Origin of the sequence: Gluconobacter sp. NFX36, assembly GCF_049887835.1 — a bacterium.
In the GTDB taxonomy this organism is placed as follows: Bacteria; Pseudomonadota; Alphaproteobacteria; order Acetobacterales; family Acetobacteraceae; genus Gluconobacter; species Gluconobacter japonicus_A.
Genome location: NZ_JAGEKJ010000003.1, coordinates 237350 through 253139 on the forward strand (window position 1 = coordinate 237350; position 15790 = coordinate 253139).

Sequence of the window (15790 nt, forward strand, 5' to 3'; positions counted from 1 at the left end):
CTTTGCCTTCTCGCAGTTCCGGACCTGATCATGACTTTGAACCTTACCCCGACCCCGAACTCTCACGTTGAACTTGCGCCACGCATTACCGTCGTAGGCGTTGGCGGCGGCGGCACCAATGCCGTCAACAACATGATCGATTCGGAGCTCAAGGGTGTTGAGTTCGTTGTGGCCAACACGGATGCGCAGCAGCTTGCCCATTCCAAGGCAGAACGCCGCGTCCAGCTTGGCCCCCATCTGACGCGCGGCCTTGGCGCCGGTGCCAAGCCGGAAATTGGCCGGGAAGCTGCTGAAGAAGCGGCACAGGAAATCGAGCGTCAACTCGAAGGGGCAAATCTGGTTTTCATCACGGCTGGTATGGGCGGTGGTACCGGTACAGGCGCGGCGCCTGTTATTGCACGCATGGCGCGTGAACGTGGCGTTCTGACAGTCGGCGTTGTTTCCAAGCCGTTCAACTTTGAAGGACGTCGCCGTACACTGGCTGCTGAGTCCGGCATTGCCGAACTTCAGAAGCACGTCGATACCCTCATCGTCATCCCGAACCAGAACCTGTTCAATTCAGCCAATCAGAACACGACGTTCCGTGAAGCCTTCAAGATGGCTGACAACGTCCTGAACATGGGCGTTCGGGGCATCACGGACCTGATGGTTTCTCCAGGCCTCATCAATCTCGACTTTGCGGACGTCAAAGCCGTGATGGAAGAGATGGGCAAGGCAATGATGGGCACAGGCGAAGCCAGTAGCGAAGAAGATGGCGAAGACCGTGCCGTTGCCGCTGCCGAGCGCGCCATTTCCAATCCGCTGCTGGAAGATGCCTCCATGGCAGGGGCTCGTGGCCTACTGATCAACATCACGGGTGGCGAAGATCTTACACTCTACGAAGTGAATGCGGCTGCAGATCGTATCCGTGAAGAAGTGGCGGAAGAAGCCAACATCATCTTCGGTGCGCTGATTGATGAAAACATGAACGGCCGGATCCGTGTCTCCGTTGTTGCAACAGGCATTGATACGCAATCCAAGAATGGTCCGCAGGGTCCAGAGACCGTTTCTGCTCAGCCGCCGGTTCAGCCACAGGCTTCGTCGCCGTCCTCTGCACCACGTGACAATACGTCCCAGCCTCGTTCGGCTCCGCAGAATTTCCAGCCCGGCTCAACTTACGCCGGGGGCCCTGCACGTCCGAATTTCAGTCTGGACCCCAACGCTCAGCTCCAGCAGTCCCAGCCAGCCCCTGCAGCAGAGAGCCCGGTGGCACCGCCCGCCCACGTTGCGCCGCAACAGCACGTTCCAGCTCCGCAGGACGAGATGTCCCAGCGTTCTCCGCGGGCGGGCCTCTTCTCTGAACCACCCCGGAATCCTGCTCCTGAAGCTCCTCGTAGCCTCTTTGGTCTAATGACAGGAGCTTTCCGTAACCGCCCGGCACCTCAGCAGCCTACGCAATCGGCACCGCGGTCGGAGCCGCACGCGCGTGACTACCCTTCCGACCAGCATGGAACGCAGGATCAACGTCATCATCAGGCACCGACTGACGGATCTGACGATTCGACGCTAGATATTCCAACCTATCTACGTCGCTAACAGCGGCTCAGTCCTTCCGCGATCTCCTGCTTCGCGGAAGCGGCCGGGTAATATCCGGCAACAATCATTGAGTGGAACTCCCCCGATGACTGGGTTTTATTAAAGCAGTCCAAATCATCGGGGGTTTCATGCAGGCCAAGCCAGCGCAACACGGAAAGTCTGCATCAACGGATCGTCAGATCCGGCAGATCCTTTCCAGCGTATCTGACACCAGTCAGCTACACTCCTCTTCCGGGCGCCCCGATTTGAAGACCCTGCAAACGACCCTTTCCTCACCTATTTCCTGTCGCGGAATTGCGCTCCATAGCGGAGTGAACGTTGATCTTGAGATGCTCCCGGCCAAAGCCGACACAGGCATTCGCTTCCAGAGAAGCGACTATCCAGGTTCATCGTCTTTTTTGGCCCGTTACGACCGGATTATTGATACGAAACTTTCGACTGTCGTTGCCTGTGAAGACGAGCCATCTCTTCGGGTTGCAACCATCGAGCATCTTATGGCGGCCCTGCATGCGCTGGAAATTGATAACGCCCTGATCCGTGTCAGCGGGCCGGAACTGCCGGTTCTGGATGGCTCGGCAGATGCCTTTGCCTTTCTTATCCAGTGCGCTGGAATAAAGATTCTCGAAAAGCCGCGGCGCGTCATCGAAATTCTCCGCAATATTCGTGCGGAAGGCGACAACGGTGCCTTTGCCGAACTCCGTCCTGCACAACGTGGTCTTTCTCTTGCTATTTCATTAAGTTTCGAAGCTACGGCAATCGGTAACCAGCGTTATGCCATGCAGCTTGATCCGCAGCGTTTCCTTGAAGAAGTCTCGTTCTGCAGAACCTTTGTAAACCGCAGGGATATTGAATATCTCCAGAGCATTGGCCTTGCCCGCGGCGGCTCTCTAGATAACGCCGTTGTTGTGGACGGAGAAAATATTCTTAATCCTGCGGGCCTGAAAATTGAGCGGGAATTTGCCCGCCACAAGCTTCTGGACGCCATCGGAGACCTTTATTGCTGCGGTCACCGCCTGAAGGCCGGTTTTATTGGTCATAAGTCCGGGCACAAGATCAACAACGAGCTTCTTCACGCCGTTTTTTCGGATCGGCGCAACTGGCGTTTTGAGCCGGACGCGGACATTGCACCCGTTCGAAACAACCGACGCACGCGCGTGGCGGCATGAGGATGACTGGCGGGTCTTTCGCCGCCGCATTCCCGTGATATAAGACGGGCATCACGGGAAGAGCAGGTATGCCAAGCAGCACACAACGTCATCTTGAAGTGTCCTCCAACGGGCGGAGTCTGATTCTGAAGGCTACGGCCGTCAGCGGGCTTCTGCTTCTGTCAGGGTGTTCTCTATTTTCTCACAAGCATGAGAAGCCTGTTATTCCCAAGACAGCGGATGCAGAGACTCTTTATAATTACGGCATCGACGCTCTGCGCTCCGGTCGTTACGAGCTGGCGGGTGGCGAGTTCGAGCTTCTTCAGCAGAATTACCCGTATTCCGGTTTCACCGGAAACGCGGAGCTGATGGAAGGATACTCGTATTATCTGCAGGGCGAATATGCCTTGTCCGTCCAGCAGCTTGAGCGTTACCTGCAGCTTCACCCGACCAGCCCTGATGCAGCTTACGCCTTCTATCTGCGTGCCCTCTGCTATTATGAGCAAATTGCCGATGTTCAGCGCGATCAGCAGGGCACTGTTGAAGCGCTGAATGCTTTGGAAGAAGTCATTACGCGCTTTCCCCAGACGTCTTATGCTCGTGACGCTCAGCTGAAGATTGATCTTTGCCGTGACCATCTGGCCGGTAAGGAAATGCTTGTTGGTCGCTGGTATCAACAGCAGCGCAATTATGAAGCCGCCATGACACGCTATCAGCGTGTGGTTCAGGACTATCAGACAACCAACCATGTTGCTGAGGCGCTGGAACGTCTGGTCGAAGTCTATCTGGCTCTGGGCCTGAAAAATGAAGCACGGCAAACGGCGTCTGTTCTTGGTTACAACTATCCGGACAGCCAGTGGTACCGCTATGCCTACGCAAACCTGCGGGACAACAAGCTTCTGTCTGAAGATTTCAAGCAGCCCGCAACCCAGAAGCCAACCAGCAAGCCGCGCGGCTTCTTCTCGCGCGCCTGGCACAGCGTCTTCTGATGTGAGGCGTTTGAAACACGCCTCCCCACACACAACATTCCCGTCATGCTGACCCATCTCTCGATCCGTGACGTGGTTCTGATCGAAAAACTCGATCTGGCCCTGGCTTCAGGTCTCACCGTTCTGACCGGTGAGACCGGAGCCGGGAAATCCATCCTGCTGGATAGTCTGGGGCTTGCTCTTGGCGACCGCGCCAATGCAGGTCTGATCCGATCCGGGGCGACGCAAGCCAGTGTTGCCGCCATTTTCGAAGTTCCACTCAAGCACCCTGTTTTTGCCCTTCTCAGCGAACAGGGCATCGCTCTGGAGAATCCGTCAGAGCCTCTGGTACTACGCCGCATCGTCACGCAGGATGGACGGTCACGCGCTTATGTGTCCGATCAGCCAGTCGGGATCACGTTACTACGGCGCATTGCGTCCCAGCTTGTGGAAATTCAGGGCCAGCACGAACAAATGGGGCTGGCAGACCAAAGTACACATCTGGATCTTCTCGATGCGTTTGGTGTAAAGCCAGCGCTGCTGACACAGACCTCCATAGCCTTTCGCCAATGGGCCAACGCACGCACCGCCCTCGAAAAGGCCCGTAGCGATATGGAAGCTGCGGCCCGCGAAGAAGAGTGGCTCCGTGCAACGGTGGACGATCTTTCAACCCTTGCCCCTCAGGAGGGTGAGGAAGACTCACTGGCCGCTCTGCGCGTCAGTCTGCAACAGGATGAAAAGCGCGGTGAAGCTGTCGCGGCCGCTCTTGCAGAACTGACACCTCGTGATCGGCGCTCCTCCAGCCCCGCCGCAGCATTACGCTCAGCCAGCCGGGCGCTGGTGCGTCTCCTGCCTTCCAGTACGGAAGGTGAAAACGGACCTTCCGCGCATCAGGGACAGGCCCAGGAAGCTTTGGATGCTTTGGAAAAGGCCGAAGAAGCCTTGGCGGACGCAGAAATGCTTCTCACCCGCCTTGCCGCCGATACAGAGGGAGACCCTCGCCTTCTGGAAGAAACGGAAGAACGCCTTTTCGCGCTTCGGGCCGAAGCAAGAAAACATAATGTTGCGGTTGCGGAGCTTCCCTCTTTCCTCGCCTCCCTGAAAGCGCGTCTCGCAGCCCTTGATTCTGGCAATGCAGAACTGGCGCGACTGGAAACGGCTTTGACGGAAGCCCGACTGGCCTATGAAGAGGCCGCAAGACAGCTTTCTGAGGCCCGCAAACAGTCTGCCCAAAAGCTGGAACAGGCTGTCACGCGCGAGTTGAAACCCGTCAAGCTGGAACGGGCCCGTTTCATTGTCTCTCTGCTTGCTTTATCGCCAGATCAGTGGAACAGCAGAGGCATGGAGCAGTCTTCCTTTCTGATCGCTGCCAATCCTGGTCAGCCTCCTGGCCCGTTGGCCAAGGTTGCGTCCGGCGGCGAATTGTCTCGCCTGATGCTGGCCCTCAAAGTCGTGCTGGCACAGCGTTCCGACATTGGCACTCTTGTCTTTGACGAAGTGGATTCTGGTGTCGGGGGTGCAACGGCGTCCTCCATCGGCGACCGCCTTCACAAAGTGGCGCAGGACGTTCAGGTCTTGGTGGTCACGCATAGCCCCCAGGTTGCGGCGCGCGGCGATCAACATCTTCGTATCGCCAAACGTATTCGCAACGAGCGCACTGAAACGCTCGCCGAGCCTCTCTCCCGCGAAGCCCGACGCGAAGAAATCGCGCGTATGCTCGCGGGTGACGTTATTACCGATGCGGCTCGCGGCGCCGCTGACAGCCTTTTAGGACAGACCGCATGATTCCTGCCGATCGTCACGCCGAACTTGAAGCCCTTCTTGCCCGCTGGGACGAGGCTTATCATGGCAAGGATGATCCGGACGTTTCCGATGCGGAATATGATGCGGCCCGTCAGGAACTATTACAGCTTGAAGAGGCTCACCCGGAACTGAAACGGGAAGGCGGTGCCAGTGATCGTGTGGGCGCCATGCCGGACTCCGCGTTTGGCAAACACCGCCACCTCGTGCCCATGCTGTCATTGGATAATGTTTTCGGTGCCGAAGGATTTGATGGGTTTGTATCTCGCGTTGGCCGGTTTCTCGGGCTGACGGAAGAGGGTCTTCAGGCCCTTCAGTTTGTTGCCGAGCCGAAGATTGACGGGCTTTCCATCAGCCTGACCTACGAAAACCGTAAATTCGTTCGTGGCACCACGCGCGGGAATGGAATCGAAGGGGAAGATGTCACCGCTAACCTTCTCACATTGAAGGATGTTCCCTCCACGCTCCCGAATGATGCGCCCGATGTTCTGGAAATCCGCGGAGAAGTTTTTCTCTCAAAGAAGAACTTCCTCGATCTGAATGAACAGCAGGAAAAACGCGGCATCAAGCCCTTCGCCAATCCGCGCAACGCCGCTGCTGGCTCCCTTCGCCAACTCGATCCAGAAATCACGCGCAATCGGCCACTCTCGCTCTTCGCCTACGCGCAGGGATACTCGTCTTCCCCTGTCAGCGAGACGCACTGGGAATATCTGGAAACCCTTCGACGTTGGGACTTCAATGTTAACCCGCTGTCTGAACGCATCGAACACGCTCGAGACATTCCAACTTATGTAGAAAAGATCGCACGGGAGCGTTCAGGCCTAGATTACGATATCGACGGTATCGTTTTCAAATTAAACGATCTTTCCCTTCAGGAGCGCTTAGGATTTGCCGGCCGCGCGCCCCGTTGGGCGATTGCCTGGAAATTTCCGGCCGAGCAGGCGATGACACGTCTGCTTAAGATTGAAATTCAGGTGGGCCGAACGGGAGCGCTTACGCCTGTCGCACATCTGGAGCCGGTCAATGTGGGCGGCGTGATCGTCTCTCGTGCGACGTTGCACAATGAAGACGAGATCGAACGCAAAGACGTACGTGACGGCGATCTGGTGCGGCTGCAACGCGCCGGAGATGTGATTCCGCAGATACTAGGGGTGGTCGAGAGTGATAAGCCTCGCGGTCCACGCTATGTTTTCCCGGATCATTGTCCTGTCTGCGGATCTCTGGCGGAACGCGTCCATGGAGAAGCCGTACGCCGGTGCACAGGTGGCCTGACCTGTGAAGCGCAGGTCGTTGAACGCCTGATCCATATGGTATCGCGTGCGGCTTTCGATATTGATGGACTAGGCGAACGGAGCATTCGGGAATTTCATGCTGCGGGTTACATCCTCAAACCTGGGGATATTTTCCGCCTGAAAAACCATCAGGATGCGCTGTTGAAGCGGGACGGCTGGGGTCAGCTTTCGGTCGAAAACCTGCTTCGTGCCATTGAAGAGCGCAGAACCATTTCTCTTGCCCGCCTCATTTTCGGCCTGGGTATCCGACGTATCGGAGAACGCAACGCACAACTTCTGGCTCGTCATTACGGCACTTTCGAAAACTGGCGTGATGCCATGGTTTCCGCCCAGAGCGGCACGGAAGAACGAGATGCTCTTGGATCCATTATGGGGGTTGGAGGCGCCATTGCAGATGAACTGGTGGCTTTCTTCTCCGAAGAGCACAACGTCGCCACACTGAATGACCTGCGCTCGGAACTGCACACGATCGAGACAGAAGCCGCGCCTTCAGATGGGCACCTCTCTGGCAAGACCATTGTATTCACCGGCACACTGACGACCATGACACGCCCTGAAGCCAAAGCCATTGCCGAGCGTTTGGGCGCGCAGGTGACGGACAGCGTTTCCAAAAAAACGTCTCTGGTTGTTCTTGGAGAAAAGGCAGGTTCGAAAGCAAAGAAAGCTGCGGATCTTGGACTTGAAACTGTTGATGAGGCCGGCTGGAGAACATTGGCCGGTCTTTGACAGTTCCATGACATTATTGGTCTGCATGGCTGCCATCCGAAGATAATTGGCATTGTTTCTGTTCTTCGGAGTATGATGCCGCCCGCATGTCAGTATCATCTCCTACCCAGCACATGATTATTCTTCTCCTGCTGGGTCTCGTCGCGACCATCGTTCTGATCGCGGTCTCCGTATTGATCTCCCTCTCCGAGATCTCCTTTGCCGCTGCCCGGGACGTCCGACTTCGCTCAAAAGCCGAATCTGGTGACCCTCGGGCTGTCGCTTTTCTCAAGTTGCGGCGCAATAGCGGACAGGTCATCACCGTCCTGCAGATCTGTCTGAACGCTGTTGGTGTTCTTGGTGGCATCATCAGCGAATCAATGCTGAGTGAGCCAATAGCGACCGGGCTTGAGTGGATTGGGTTCTCGCCGGTTCTGGCCTCGAATACAGGTTCCACCTGCTCCTTCATCCTGATTACCGGCCTGTTCGTTCTGTTTGCCGATCTGCTTCCCAAGCGGATTGCCATGAATGCGCCAGACCGGATCGCGCTCAAGGTTGGCTGGTTCCCGGCCCTCGCCCTCAAGGTGCTGTATCCTGCGGTCTGGGTTTTTTCGCGTATTTCGGATGTCCTCCTACGCGTCATGAAAATTCCGGCAGCCGCAACTGTCGAGCCTGTCACACCTGAAGACCTGCGGGCCATTCTGGCTGCTGGTACGGCTTCGGGTATCCTGCTCGAGCAGGAACATCAGATGATCCAGAATGTTCTGGGCCTGCAAGATCGTTCCGTTACGTCGGCCATGACGCCGCGTGATGAAATCGTGTTTCTGGACGTTCAGGAAACGCCCGAAAGCCAGCGGGACAAGGTTCGTGTCCGTCCCTACTCCCGATACCCGCTGTGCGATGGCGGCCTGGATCGCGTCATTGGGTCCATTCGCGCGGAAGACGTGCTGGTCGCCGTCGTTGACGAGCCGCAGTCAAAAGAAAGCCTGACACCGGTTGCCAGCCAGATTTTCAAAATGCGCCGGGATGTTCTTTCCCTGCCTGATACTCTGAATCTCTGGGAAACACTGGCTCAATTCGATGCCCACTCCGCAGGCTTTGCATTGATTGTGAATGAATATGGCCTGGTCGTCGGTCTGATTACCTACAAAGACATCATGGGTGCTTTGATGGATGGGTTGGTCAGCCCGTTTGAAGAACAGGCTATTGTTCGGCGAGATGCCAATTCCTGGCTGATCGACGGCGCAGCGCCTATTGGGGATGTTATCCGGGAACTGGATATTCCACTGTTCGACGATGCGCAGAATTTCGATACCGTGGGTGGTTTCGTCATGAACAGGCTTCGTCGCATGGCTCGAAAGGCTGACAGTGTTGAGTCTTCTGGCTTCCGTTTTGAAGTCGTGGACGTTGAGGGCTTCCGTATCAACCAGCTTCTCGTCACCCGTCTCTGAAAAGCTGCCTTTCTTAGGTTGCCCGGGACTGAGTAAGATCGCCAGTATTGTGTTCTCACTCAGCCCCGAAAGACCGCTCCGTGCCAGATTTTCAGCAGTCCGCACTGATTATTGTGGACGTCCAAAATGATTTCCTGCCGGGCGGCGCTCTTGCTGTTCCGGACGGAAATGAGGTCATCGCCCCCGTTAACATTCTCTCCGGAATGGGATTTTCTGCAGTTATTGCAACGCAGGACTGGCACCCGGCGGATCATTGTTCCTTCACTACACAGGACGGTCCTTGGCCAGCCCACTGCATTGCAGCGTCGACGGGTGCTGATTTTCCATCAGCCCTGCACCTGCGCCCGGTAAGTCATATTATTCATAAAGGCATGGCTCAGGATCGCGACAGCTACTCCGCTTTCTTTGACAATGATCACGAGACGTCCACCGGATTGGACCATTTGCTTCGCGGACTAAAGGTCTCACACGTTGTTGTCTGCGGACTGGCACTCGATTTCTGTGTTGCTGCAACCGCCCGGGACGCCATGCGCTGTGGCTTCAGGACCGACATTGCTCTTGAGGCATGCCGAGGAATTACGAGCGATCAGGCTCCACTCCTTCATGACCTGCAAACACAGGGTGTCGGTCTGATAAAAAACATCTGATCCGAAAGAAGGACGCTTTATGAAACAGCGCCTTACAGTTCTGACGCTCGCCTGTTCCCTGCTCTGTGGCACCGCCACAGCCGCCCCTCCTACGACGCAGGATCTGCTGGAGACATCAGGATTCAAAGAAGCTTATAAAGCTATGATTACGCTTCCGGCCTGGGTTGTTTCCGGTAAAGGCACGTCCACACCGGTAGAGTACTTCACGCAAAATGGGAAAAAATATGCACTTGGTCACATGTGCAAGCCCCATGACTGTGCCGCTCAACAGTTGGAACTGGTTCTGGCCACTGACCACTCAGGCTCCTGGGGGCTTCTCTCCATCAAGGCAAACAACGTCCTGAAACAGACCACTCTTGGATCACCATCTCCTGAAATCGAGAAGGCTTTGAGAGACGCCTATACCAAAAATAATCCGCCAGACTGATTATCGCCCACCAAGGGTCGCGGGAAGGTGATTGGTCCATTCGTTAGGTTGAGGTGTTCTCTTCGGTATCAATCCGTAGAGGATCCAGAATACGATGAAGCGCTTTTACAATCACCGCGATACTCTTGTTACTGAAGGCATTGACGGACTTCTGAGATCCTCTGCTGGACGCCAGCTTTGCCGCCTGTCAGGACATGAGAATATCCATGTTGTTCTAAGACGCGACTGGGAAAAAGCAAAAGTTGCTATCATTTCGGGTGGCGGTTCCGGACACGAACCAGCCCATGCAGGATTTGTCGGCAAAGGCATGCTGACAGCCGCTGTGTGTGGCGCTCTTTTTGCCTCCCCGAACGTTGATGCCATTCTCGCGGCAATTCTGGAAGTAACCGGGGAAGCCGGCTGCCTTCTGATCGTCAAGAATTATACTGGCGACCGTCTGAATTTCGGGCTGGCAGCAGAACAGGCCCGAGCCTTGGGAAAACATGTTGAACTGGTCATTGTGGCAGATGACATCGCGCTTGGTCAGGGAACCAATGCCCGTGGCATTGCCGGAACAGTGCTTGTTCAGAAAATCGCAGGACACGCAGCAGAATCGGGTGCCAGTCTGGCAGACGTCAAACAGGCAGCTCTAAAAGCCATCAAGTCCACAGCCTCCATCGGTCTGGCTCTGACGGATGTGAATGTCTACGACCCGCAACATGAAACGCGGCTTGACGACCATGAAGCCGAACTGGGCCTTGGTATTCACGGAGAGCCGGGAGCGGAGCGTATCGCTGTAAAGAAACTGGATGCCTTGGTGGCTCGGGCCGCAGACACACTGATCAACCATCTGACGGATGAAAAACAGGCCGTCATGGTGAATATGCTCGGAGCCGTACCCGTTCTTGAAGCACAGGCCATTGTGGACGCTCTGGCCCGGACGTCTCTGGCCGAACGTACCGCATTTATCATCGGGCCGGCCCCGTTAATGACGTCTCTGGATATGTACGGATTTTCCTTGTCCGCCATTCCTGCAAAAGATGCTTTCATTGATGCTCTGTCCGCTCCCGTAGAGCCATGGGCATGGCCAGGAATTGCCGCCTTTAAGGATGTTCAGACAAAACCCACGCCGACATTGCCGGAGACATTTGCGTTTGAAGCATCGCCTCATAACCTGCTCGAAAAGCTTATCCGGGAAGGAGCGAAAATCCTTATCGACAACGAGAAGGATCTCAACGCACTGGATGCCCTGATTGGCGACGGAGACGCCGGGTCAACCTTCGCAGAAGCTGGACGTGTGATTGTGAAGGATATTGAGCGGCTGCCCCTCGCGTCTCCACAGAAGCTCTGTGCGACAATCGGGCGACTTCTGGCCAGAAATGCAGGAGGTTCGAGCGGTGTTCTGCTTTCGATCATGTTCTCGACAGCCGGACAGCAGGACAACTGGGCATCCGGGTTGGAAGCTGGCTTGCAGCGCATGCAAAGCTATGGAGGAGCCTCGCCCGGCGATCGTACCATGCTTGATGCCCTCTTCCCTGCCATAGCAGCACTTCAGACAGGCAACCTGCATGATGCGGCGATTGCTGCTCGGAAAGGCGCGGATTTGACACGTTCAATGCCTGCGCGCGCAGGTCGCGCAGCGTATGTGCCGCAAGAGCAGTTAAAAGATATTCCGGATCCGGGCGCCGAAGCCATTGCACGCCTCTTGGAAGGACTTGCAACTCTCACTTGAGAAAATCGCAACCGTGAGGTGTTTCAAAACAGAGTCGCAACATGAAGGCTTTGTTTTGAAACGGTATGGCGAAGATCTGGCCGCCAGAAAGTATCCGGATATTTGAGGCGGCATTAACGCCAAAAGGAATCGGCGTATCGCTAAGCTAATCTGCAACCTTATCGATTCGGTACGCTCAGATTAAAATTGTAGATTATGAGAAAAAGTAGTTTCGAAGCTGCGGCTTTACGAAAAATTGTCGCAGCTAGAAGAAACTCTTGGGAAACGACATTTAGCGTTTCTTCTGCCCCTTCTCTGAAATATTCAAAAGAAGGGGGACAGGCGCGCTGGGTGGCGCGCCCTGCTGGATTCGAACCAGCGACCCACAGCTTAGAAGGCTGTTGCTCTATCCAACTGAGCTAAGGGCGCAGTAGAGAAATCTTGAAACTGGTCGGGGCGCCCGGACTCGAACCGGGGGCCTCCTGTACCCAAAACAGGCGCGCTACCAGGCTGCGCCACGCCCCGAACCGAGGCGGAACATAGGGGCAGTAAGTTTCAGAAGCAATAGGGTTTTTTCACTCTTTTTCATTTCTTACGAGCGGCGGCACGAAAAGTGGTGCCGTATCCCAAGGAAACAGCACCCATGTGTCCTGTGCGACTTCCGTCACGTAGTGATCGGTGTGCGGTTTACCGTCGGGTTTTGCATAGAGGCACGCGAAAACAGCCTTGGGCAGCATTTCACGAACGTACTTCGCCGTAACGCCGGAATCGACCAGATCATCAACGATCAGGAAGCCTTCCCCATCACTTGCGGCGGTCGGAGCTTTCACGACCTTTGGCTCATGCTGGGTGCCTTCTTCACCAGCATAGCTGATGACAGAAACGCTTTCGATCAGGCGGCAGCCCATCTCGCGGCCCAGAATGGCGGCAGGGATGAGTCCGCCACGCGTGATCGCAACGATACCGCGGAACGGTCCGTGCTTTTCCATGAGCGTTGTGGCGAGGGTACGGGCGTCACGGTGGAGCTGGTCCCAGGTGACGGTCGCATACGTTATGGGTTTGGGTGTCTGTGTGGCAGTCATGTTCTTCATCTGCCTTCCGTCTCGGAATTTTGCAATAAACTTGAGGAGCGGAAATGCCTAAGGTGGCTGGATGATTGACCCAGCATTGCGGGCCCTTCCCGGCCTTCGTCCCCTGATTATAAGCCGAATCTGTTCACAGCTCTCCGCCACCACCATGACCATCGCCATAGGCTGGCAGATCTATGCCCTGACCCACAGCGTAGCGTCGCTTGGTTATCTGGGATTGGCACAGTTCCTGCCCATGGTGCCGCTGACATTCATTTCAGGGCATGTGGCAGACCGATTCAATCGCCGGAACATTGTTCTGACCTGTCAGATTCTGGAAATTCTCAGTACTGGCGCACTCGCAGCAGCGGCAGCCATGCAGATTTTGACTCCTGCCCTCGTTTATACGTTCGCAGCTTTTTACGGCACGCTTCGCAGCTTTGAGATGCCCTGCCAGCAGGCCTTCCTACCTGCCATCGCGCCACCTGAACTTCTGCCACGTGCCCAGGCGCTTCTGTCGTCCCTGTTCATGACCGCATCCATTGTCGGGCCAAGCCTGGGTGGCCTGCTGTACGGGCTGGGTGCCGTAACCTGCTACAGCCTTGCCACCCTTGGATTCGCGCTCGCCTTTTTCGGTACACTGGCTCTGCGCCTTCACCACACGGTCCCGGCAAAAGAGCCTGTAACATTTGCCTCCGTTTTTGCGGGGCTTGGCTTTCTGAACAGACGCCGAGATCTTCTCGGAGCAATCTCTCTGGATCTTTTTGCGGTTCTTCTTGGGGGCGCCACTGCGCTTTTGCCAGTCTACGCAGATAGCGTCCTGCATGTTGGGCCGATTGGTCTCGGCTTCCTCCGCGCCGCTCCCGCCATAGGAGCGCTGGTCACATCGGTCTGGCTGTCCAGACATCCTCTGGGCAGGCGCGCTGGCGTGACCATGTTCATTTCGGTTGTCGTCTTCGGTGTCGCGACCATTGTTTTCGGCGCGTCTCACATCACATGGCTTTCCGTTCTTGCGCTCATGATTCTGGGCGCCGCAGACGTGATCAGCGTCGTCATCCGGTCATCTCTGATCCAGCTTGCCACCCCCGATTCCATGCGAGGGCGCGTTTCAGCCGTAAACTCCCTGTTTATCGGCTCCAGCAATCAATTAGGAGAGTTTGAGAGCGGCACACTAGGCGCGGCCATTGGACCGGAAGCTGCGGTCATTGCAGGCGGCGTAGGCACCATTCTGGTCGCCCTTGTCTGGATCCGTCTTTTTCCGAAATTATGGTCTCTGGACCGCCTTGAGGATGTACGGCCAGAAATTCTCTGAACGCCGTCCAGGCCACCAGCATCCGAAAGGACTGGTGGTCAACGACAAATACAGCACAAATGAAAAAAGCCCCGTGAGGAGCTTTTTCTTTGTACCGTGGCCAGTTTTTCAAGAAGAAAAGTGGCTCCCGAAGTAGGACTCGAACCTACGACCCAGCGATTAACAGTCGCTTGCTCTACCAACTGAGCTATTCGGGACCGGTGAAGAGGTATGTAGTCCAACCGACGGGGTCGGTAAAGCCCCTTTTTTCAACTTTCTGCATTTTTCTGAACTTTCCTCAGTAAGATGCAGAAAACATGACTTTATTCAGAGCTCTTCCCGCCCACGCGTGGCCAGAACATCCACCCGTTCGTTGTTCACGTCGCCAGAATGGCCCCGAACCCAGAGCCATTCGATCTCATGCGGCTTGGCTGCGTCCAGAATGCGCTGCCACAGATCCATGTTGGCCACGGGATCTCCGGCCGCATTACGCCAGTTTCTACGGACCCATCCCGTATGCCAACGGGTAATGCCATTCTTCAGGTATTCGCTATCTGTATGAAGTTTGACCTGACAGGGACGCTTAAGCGCTTCCAAAGCCTCAGCGGCGGCAGTCAGCTCCATCCGGTTATTGGTCGTTTCCGGATGACCGCCCCACATTTCCTTCTCCTTGCCTTTGCAGCACAGAAGAACTCCCCACCCTCCCGGACCGGGATTGGGCTTACAGCCACCATCTGTCCAGATTTCAACCAGCAGGCTTTCCGTCTCAGACATTCGCATGTCCTGCGGGATATTCCGCAAAATGCCGGAGCCGTCCGAGATAGGCGAGCGGGTCCTTGCGGGTCACAAGCGCATCAGCGGGCGTATTGATCCAGTCATAGAGACGCGTCAGCAAAAAGCGGATCGATGCTCCCTGACACAGAACTGGCAGAACCGCCTTTTCCGCTACTTCAAGCGGGCGCACTGTTTCATAACCATCAATCATGGCTTGGGCGAAAGACGGCTCGAAAACCTTTTCGTCCCGGAAACACCAGGCGTTCAGACAGATGGCAAGATCGTAGGCAAACAGATCCGTGCAGGCGAAATAGAAATCAATCAGCCCGGAAATTCTGCCCTCCTGAAAGAACACATTATCAGGGAACAGATCCGCATGAATCTGCCCGCGGGGGAGCGTCCCTTCTGCGGGCCATGCCTCTTCGATCCGGTCCAGAGCCTGGACCAGTTCCTGTGTCAGTCCGGGAAGCAGATCATCCCCTGCCCCCTGACAGCTTTCAAGGAGAGGTCTCCACGCTTGCACAGAAAGCCCATTCGGGCGCTCTGCCGTATAGTCCCGTCCCTTCTCGTGGAAAGTGGCCAGGACCTGACCAAGCTGTCTGCAGGATTCTGCCGTGATCTCAGAGATGGCGCGTCCCGGGAGGAAGGTCGTGATGGCAGCAGGACGGTCCGCCAGACTCCGCAGAGCGTTCCCGTCACGCCCTGCAACAGGAAGAGGACAGTTCATCCCCTTCCCTGACAGATGCTGCATCAGCCCCAGAAACCATGGAAGATCCGAGGCTTTCACGCGTTTTTCGAATAGCGTGAGGATGAACTTCCCGCTCGTCGTCTGAAGCAGGAAGTTGCTGTTTTCGACGCCTTCAGCGATTCCCTGAAACGAGATCAGGGTGCCGATGTCATATGTGCCAAGGAACGCTTCAAGCGTCTCGGCCGCCAGTTCCGTATAGACGGCCATGAA

Annotated in this window: 13 protein-coding genes and 3 tRNA genes; 10 read left to right on the forward strand and 6 right to left on the reverse strand. The window is 55.9% G+C overall.

Annotated features, from left to right (window positions below; genetic code table 11):
- Positions 1-30: 30 nt before the first annotated feature.
- The 9 genes from ftsZ (at position 31) to J4P41_RS04670 (ending at position 11721) form a co-directional block, all read left to right on the forward strand.
- Complete coding sequence (gene ftsZ / locus J4P41_RS04630; RefSeq protein ID WP_426066263.1) at positions 31-1575, forward strand: cell division protein FtsZ; 1545 nt, start codon at positions 31-33, stop codon at positions 1573-1575.
- A gap of 128 nt (positions 1576-1703) precedes the next feature.
- Positions 1704-2741 (forward strand): UDP-3-O-acyl-N-acetylglucosamine deacetylase, encoded by a 1038-nt coding sequence (gene lpxC, locus J4P41_RS04635; protein WP_426066264.1) that lies wholly within the window; start codon positions 1704-1706, stop codon positions 2739-2741.
- Positions 2742-2809: 68 nt separating this feature from the next.
- Positions 2810-3709 (forward strand): outer membrane protein assembly factor BamD, encoded by a 900-nt coding sequence (locus tag J4P41_RS04640; RefSeq protein WP_010503966.1) that lies wholly within the window; start codon positions 2810-2812, stop codon positions 3707-3709.
- A 45-nt stretch (positions 3710-3754) separates the two neighbouring features.
- The gene (gene recN, locus J4P41_RS04645; RefSeq protein WP_426066265.1) at positions 3755-5473 is read left to right on the forward strand and encodes a DNA repair protein RecN; all 1719 of its coding nucleotides are present in this window, start codon (positions 3755-3757) and stop codon (positions 5471-5473) included.
- On the forward strand, positions 5470-7506 hold the full coding sequence (gene ligA, locus J4P41_RS04650) for an NAD-dependent DNA ligase LigA (RefSeq protein ID WP_426066266.1): 2037 nt from the start codon (positions 5470-5472) through the stop codon (positions 7504-7506). The genes recN and ligA overlap by 4 nt, the downstream gene beginning before the upstream one ends.
- Positions 7507-7592: 86 nt before the next feature.
- Positions 7593-8936, forward strand: coding sequence for a hemolysin family protein (locus J4P41_RS04655; RefSeq protein WP_426066267.1), 1344 nt, complete (start codon positions 7593-7595; stop codon positions 8934-8936).
- An 80-nt stretch (positions 8937-9016) separates the two neighbouring features.
- Positions 9017-9583: an isochorismatase family protein gene (locus tag J4P41_RS04660; protein ID WP_426066268.1), complete on the forward strand. Its 567-nt coding sequence runs from the start codon at positions 9017-9019 to the stop codon at positions 9581-9583.
- A 19-nt stretch (positions 9584-9602) separates the two neighbouring features.
- Positions 9603-10010, forward strand: coding sequence for an Ivy family c-type lysozyme inhibitor (locus J4P41_RS04665; protein WP_426066269.1), 408 nt, complete (start codon positions 9603-9605; stop codon positions 10008-10010).
- Between the two features lie 94 nt (positions 10011-10104).
- Positions 10105-11721: a dihydroxyacetone kinase subunit DhaK gene (locus tag J4P41_RS04670; RefSeq protein ID WP_426066270.1), complete on the forward strand. Its 1617-nt coding sequence runs from the start codon at positions 10105-10107 to the stop codon at positions 11719-11721.
- A 331-nt stretch (positions 11722-12052) separates the two neighbouring features.
- Here J4P41_RS04670 and J4P41_RS04675 read toward each other — a convergent pair.
- The 3 genes from J4P41_RS04675 to gpt form a co-directional block, all read right to left on the reverse strand.
- A tRNA-Arg gene (locus J4P41_RS04675) sits at positions 12053-12129 on the reverse strand.
- 19 nt (positions 12130-12148) lie between these two features.
- A tRNA-Pro gene (locus tag J4P41_RS04680) sits at positions 12149-12225 on the reverse strand.
- Positions 12226-12275: 50 nt separating this feature from the next.
- Positions 12276-12791, reverse strand: a complete 516-nt coding sequence (gene gpt, locus J4P41_RS04685; RefSeq protein WP_426066271.1) for a xanthine phosphoribosyltransferase — start codon at positions 12789-12791, stop codon at positions 12276-12278.
- A 61-nt stretch (positions 12792-12852) separates the two neighbouring features.
- Between gpt and J4P41_RS04690 the strand changes: the two genes are divergently transcribed.
- Positions 12853-14079 carry an MFS transporter gene (locus tag J4P41_RS04690; RefSeq protein ID WP_426066272.1) on the forward strand — a complete coding sequence of 409 codons (1227 nt, stop codon included), beginning with the start codon at positions 12853-12855 and terminating at the stop codon, positions 14077-14079.
- A gap of 121 nt (positions 14080-14200) precedes the next feature.
- Here the strand turns inward: J4P41_RS04690 and J4P41_RS04695 are convergent.
- The 3 genes from J4P41_RS04695 to J4P41_RS04705 form a co-directional block, all read right to left on the reverse strand.
- Positions 14201-14276 (reverse strand) — tRNA-Asn (locus J4P41_RS04695).
- A 109-nt stretch (positions 14277-14385) separates the two neighbouring features.
- Complete coding sequence (gene rnhA / locus J4P41_RS04700) at positions 14386-14832, reverse strand: ribonuclease HI (RefSeq protein ID WP_010503976.1); 447 nt, start codon at positions 14830-14832, stop codon at positions 14386-14388.
- On the reverse strand, positions 14825-15787 hold the full coding sequence (locus tag J4P41_RS04705; protein WP_426066273.1) for a homoserine kinase: 963 nt from the start codon (positions 15785-15787) through the stop codon (positions 14825-14827). Before J4P41_RS04705 ends, rnhA begins: the two co-directional genes overlap by 8 nt.
- Positions 15788-15790 lie beyond the last annotated feature (3 nt).

Excerpts from the sequence above, each read along its gene's own strand:
- ftsZ (WP_426066263.1), top strand. The coding sequence starts at position 31 with ATGACTTTGAACCTTACCCCGACCCCGAACTCTCACGTTGAACTTGCG.
- lpxC (WP_426066264.1), top strand. The coding sequence starts at position 1,704 with ATGCAGGCCAAGCCAGCGCAACACGGAAAGTCTGCATCAACGGATCGT.
- J4P41_RS04640 (WP_010503966.1), top strand. The coding sequence starts at position 2,810 with ATGCCAAGCAGCACACAACGTCATCTTGAAGTGTCCTCCAACGGGCGG.
- recN (WP_426066265.1), top strand. The coding sequence starts at position 3,755 with ATGCTGACCCATCTCTCGATCCGTGACGTGGTTCTGATCGAAAAACTC.
- ligA (WP_426066266.1), top strand. The coding sequence starts at position 5,470 with ATGATTCCTGCCGATCGTCACGCCGAACTTGAAGCCCTTCTTGCCCGC.
- J4P41_RS04655 (WP_426066267.1), top strand. The coding sequence starts at position 7,593 with ATGTCAGTATCATCTCCTACCCAGCACATGATTATTCTTCTCCTGCTG.
- J4P41_RS04665 (WP_426066269.1), top strand. The coding sequence starts at position 9,603 with ATGAAACAGCGCCTTACAGTTCTGACGCTCGCCTGTTCCCTGCTCTGT.
- J4P41_RS04670 (WP_426066270.1), top strand. The coding sequence starts at position 10,105 with ATGAAGCGCTTTTACAATCACCGCGATACTCTTGTTACTGAAGGCATT.
- gpt (WP_426066271.1), bottom strand. The coding sequence starts at position 12,791 with ATGAAGAACATGACTGCCACACAGACACCCAAACCCATAACGTATGCG.
- J4P41_RS04690 (WP_426066272.1), top strand. The coding sequence starts at position 12,853 with ATGATTGACCCAGCATTGCGGGCCCTTCCCGGCCTTCGTCCCCTGATT.
- rnhA (WP_010503976.1), bottom strand. The coding sequence starts at position 14,832 with ATGTCTGAGACGGAAAGCCTGCTGGTTGAAATCTGGACAGATGGTGGC.
- J4P41_RS04705 (WP_426066273.1), bottom strand. The coding sequence starts at position 15,787 with ATGGCCGTCTATACGGAACTGGCGGCCGAGACGCTTGAAGCGTTCCTT.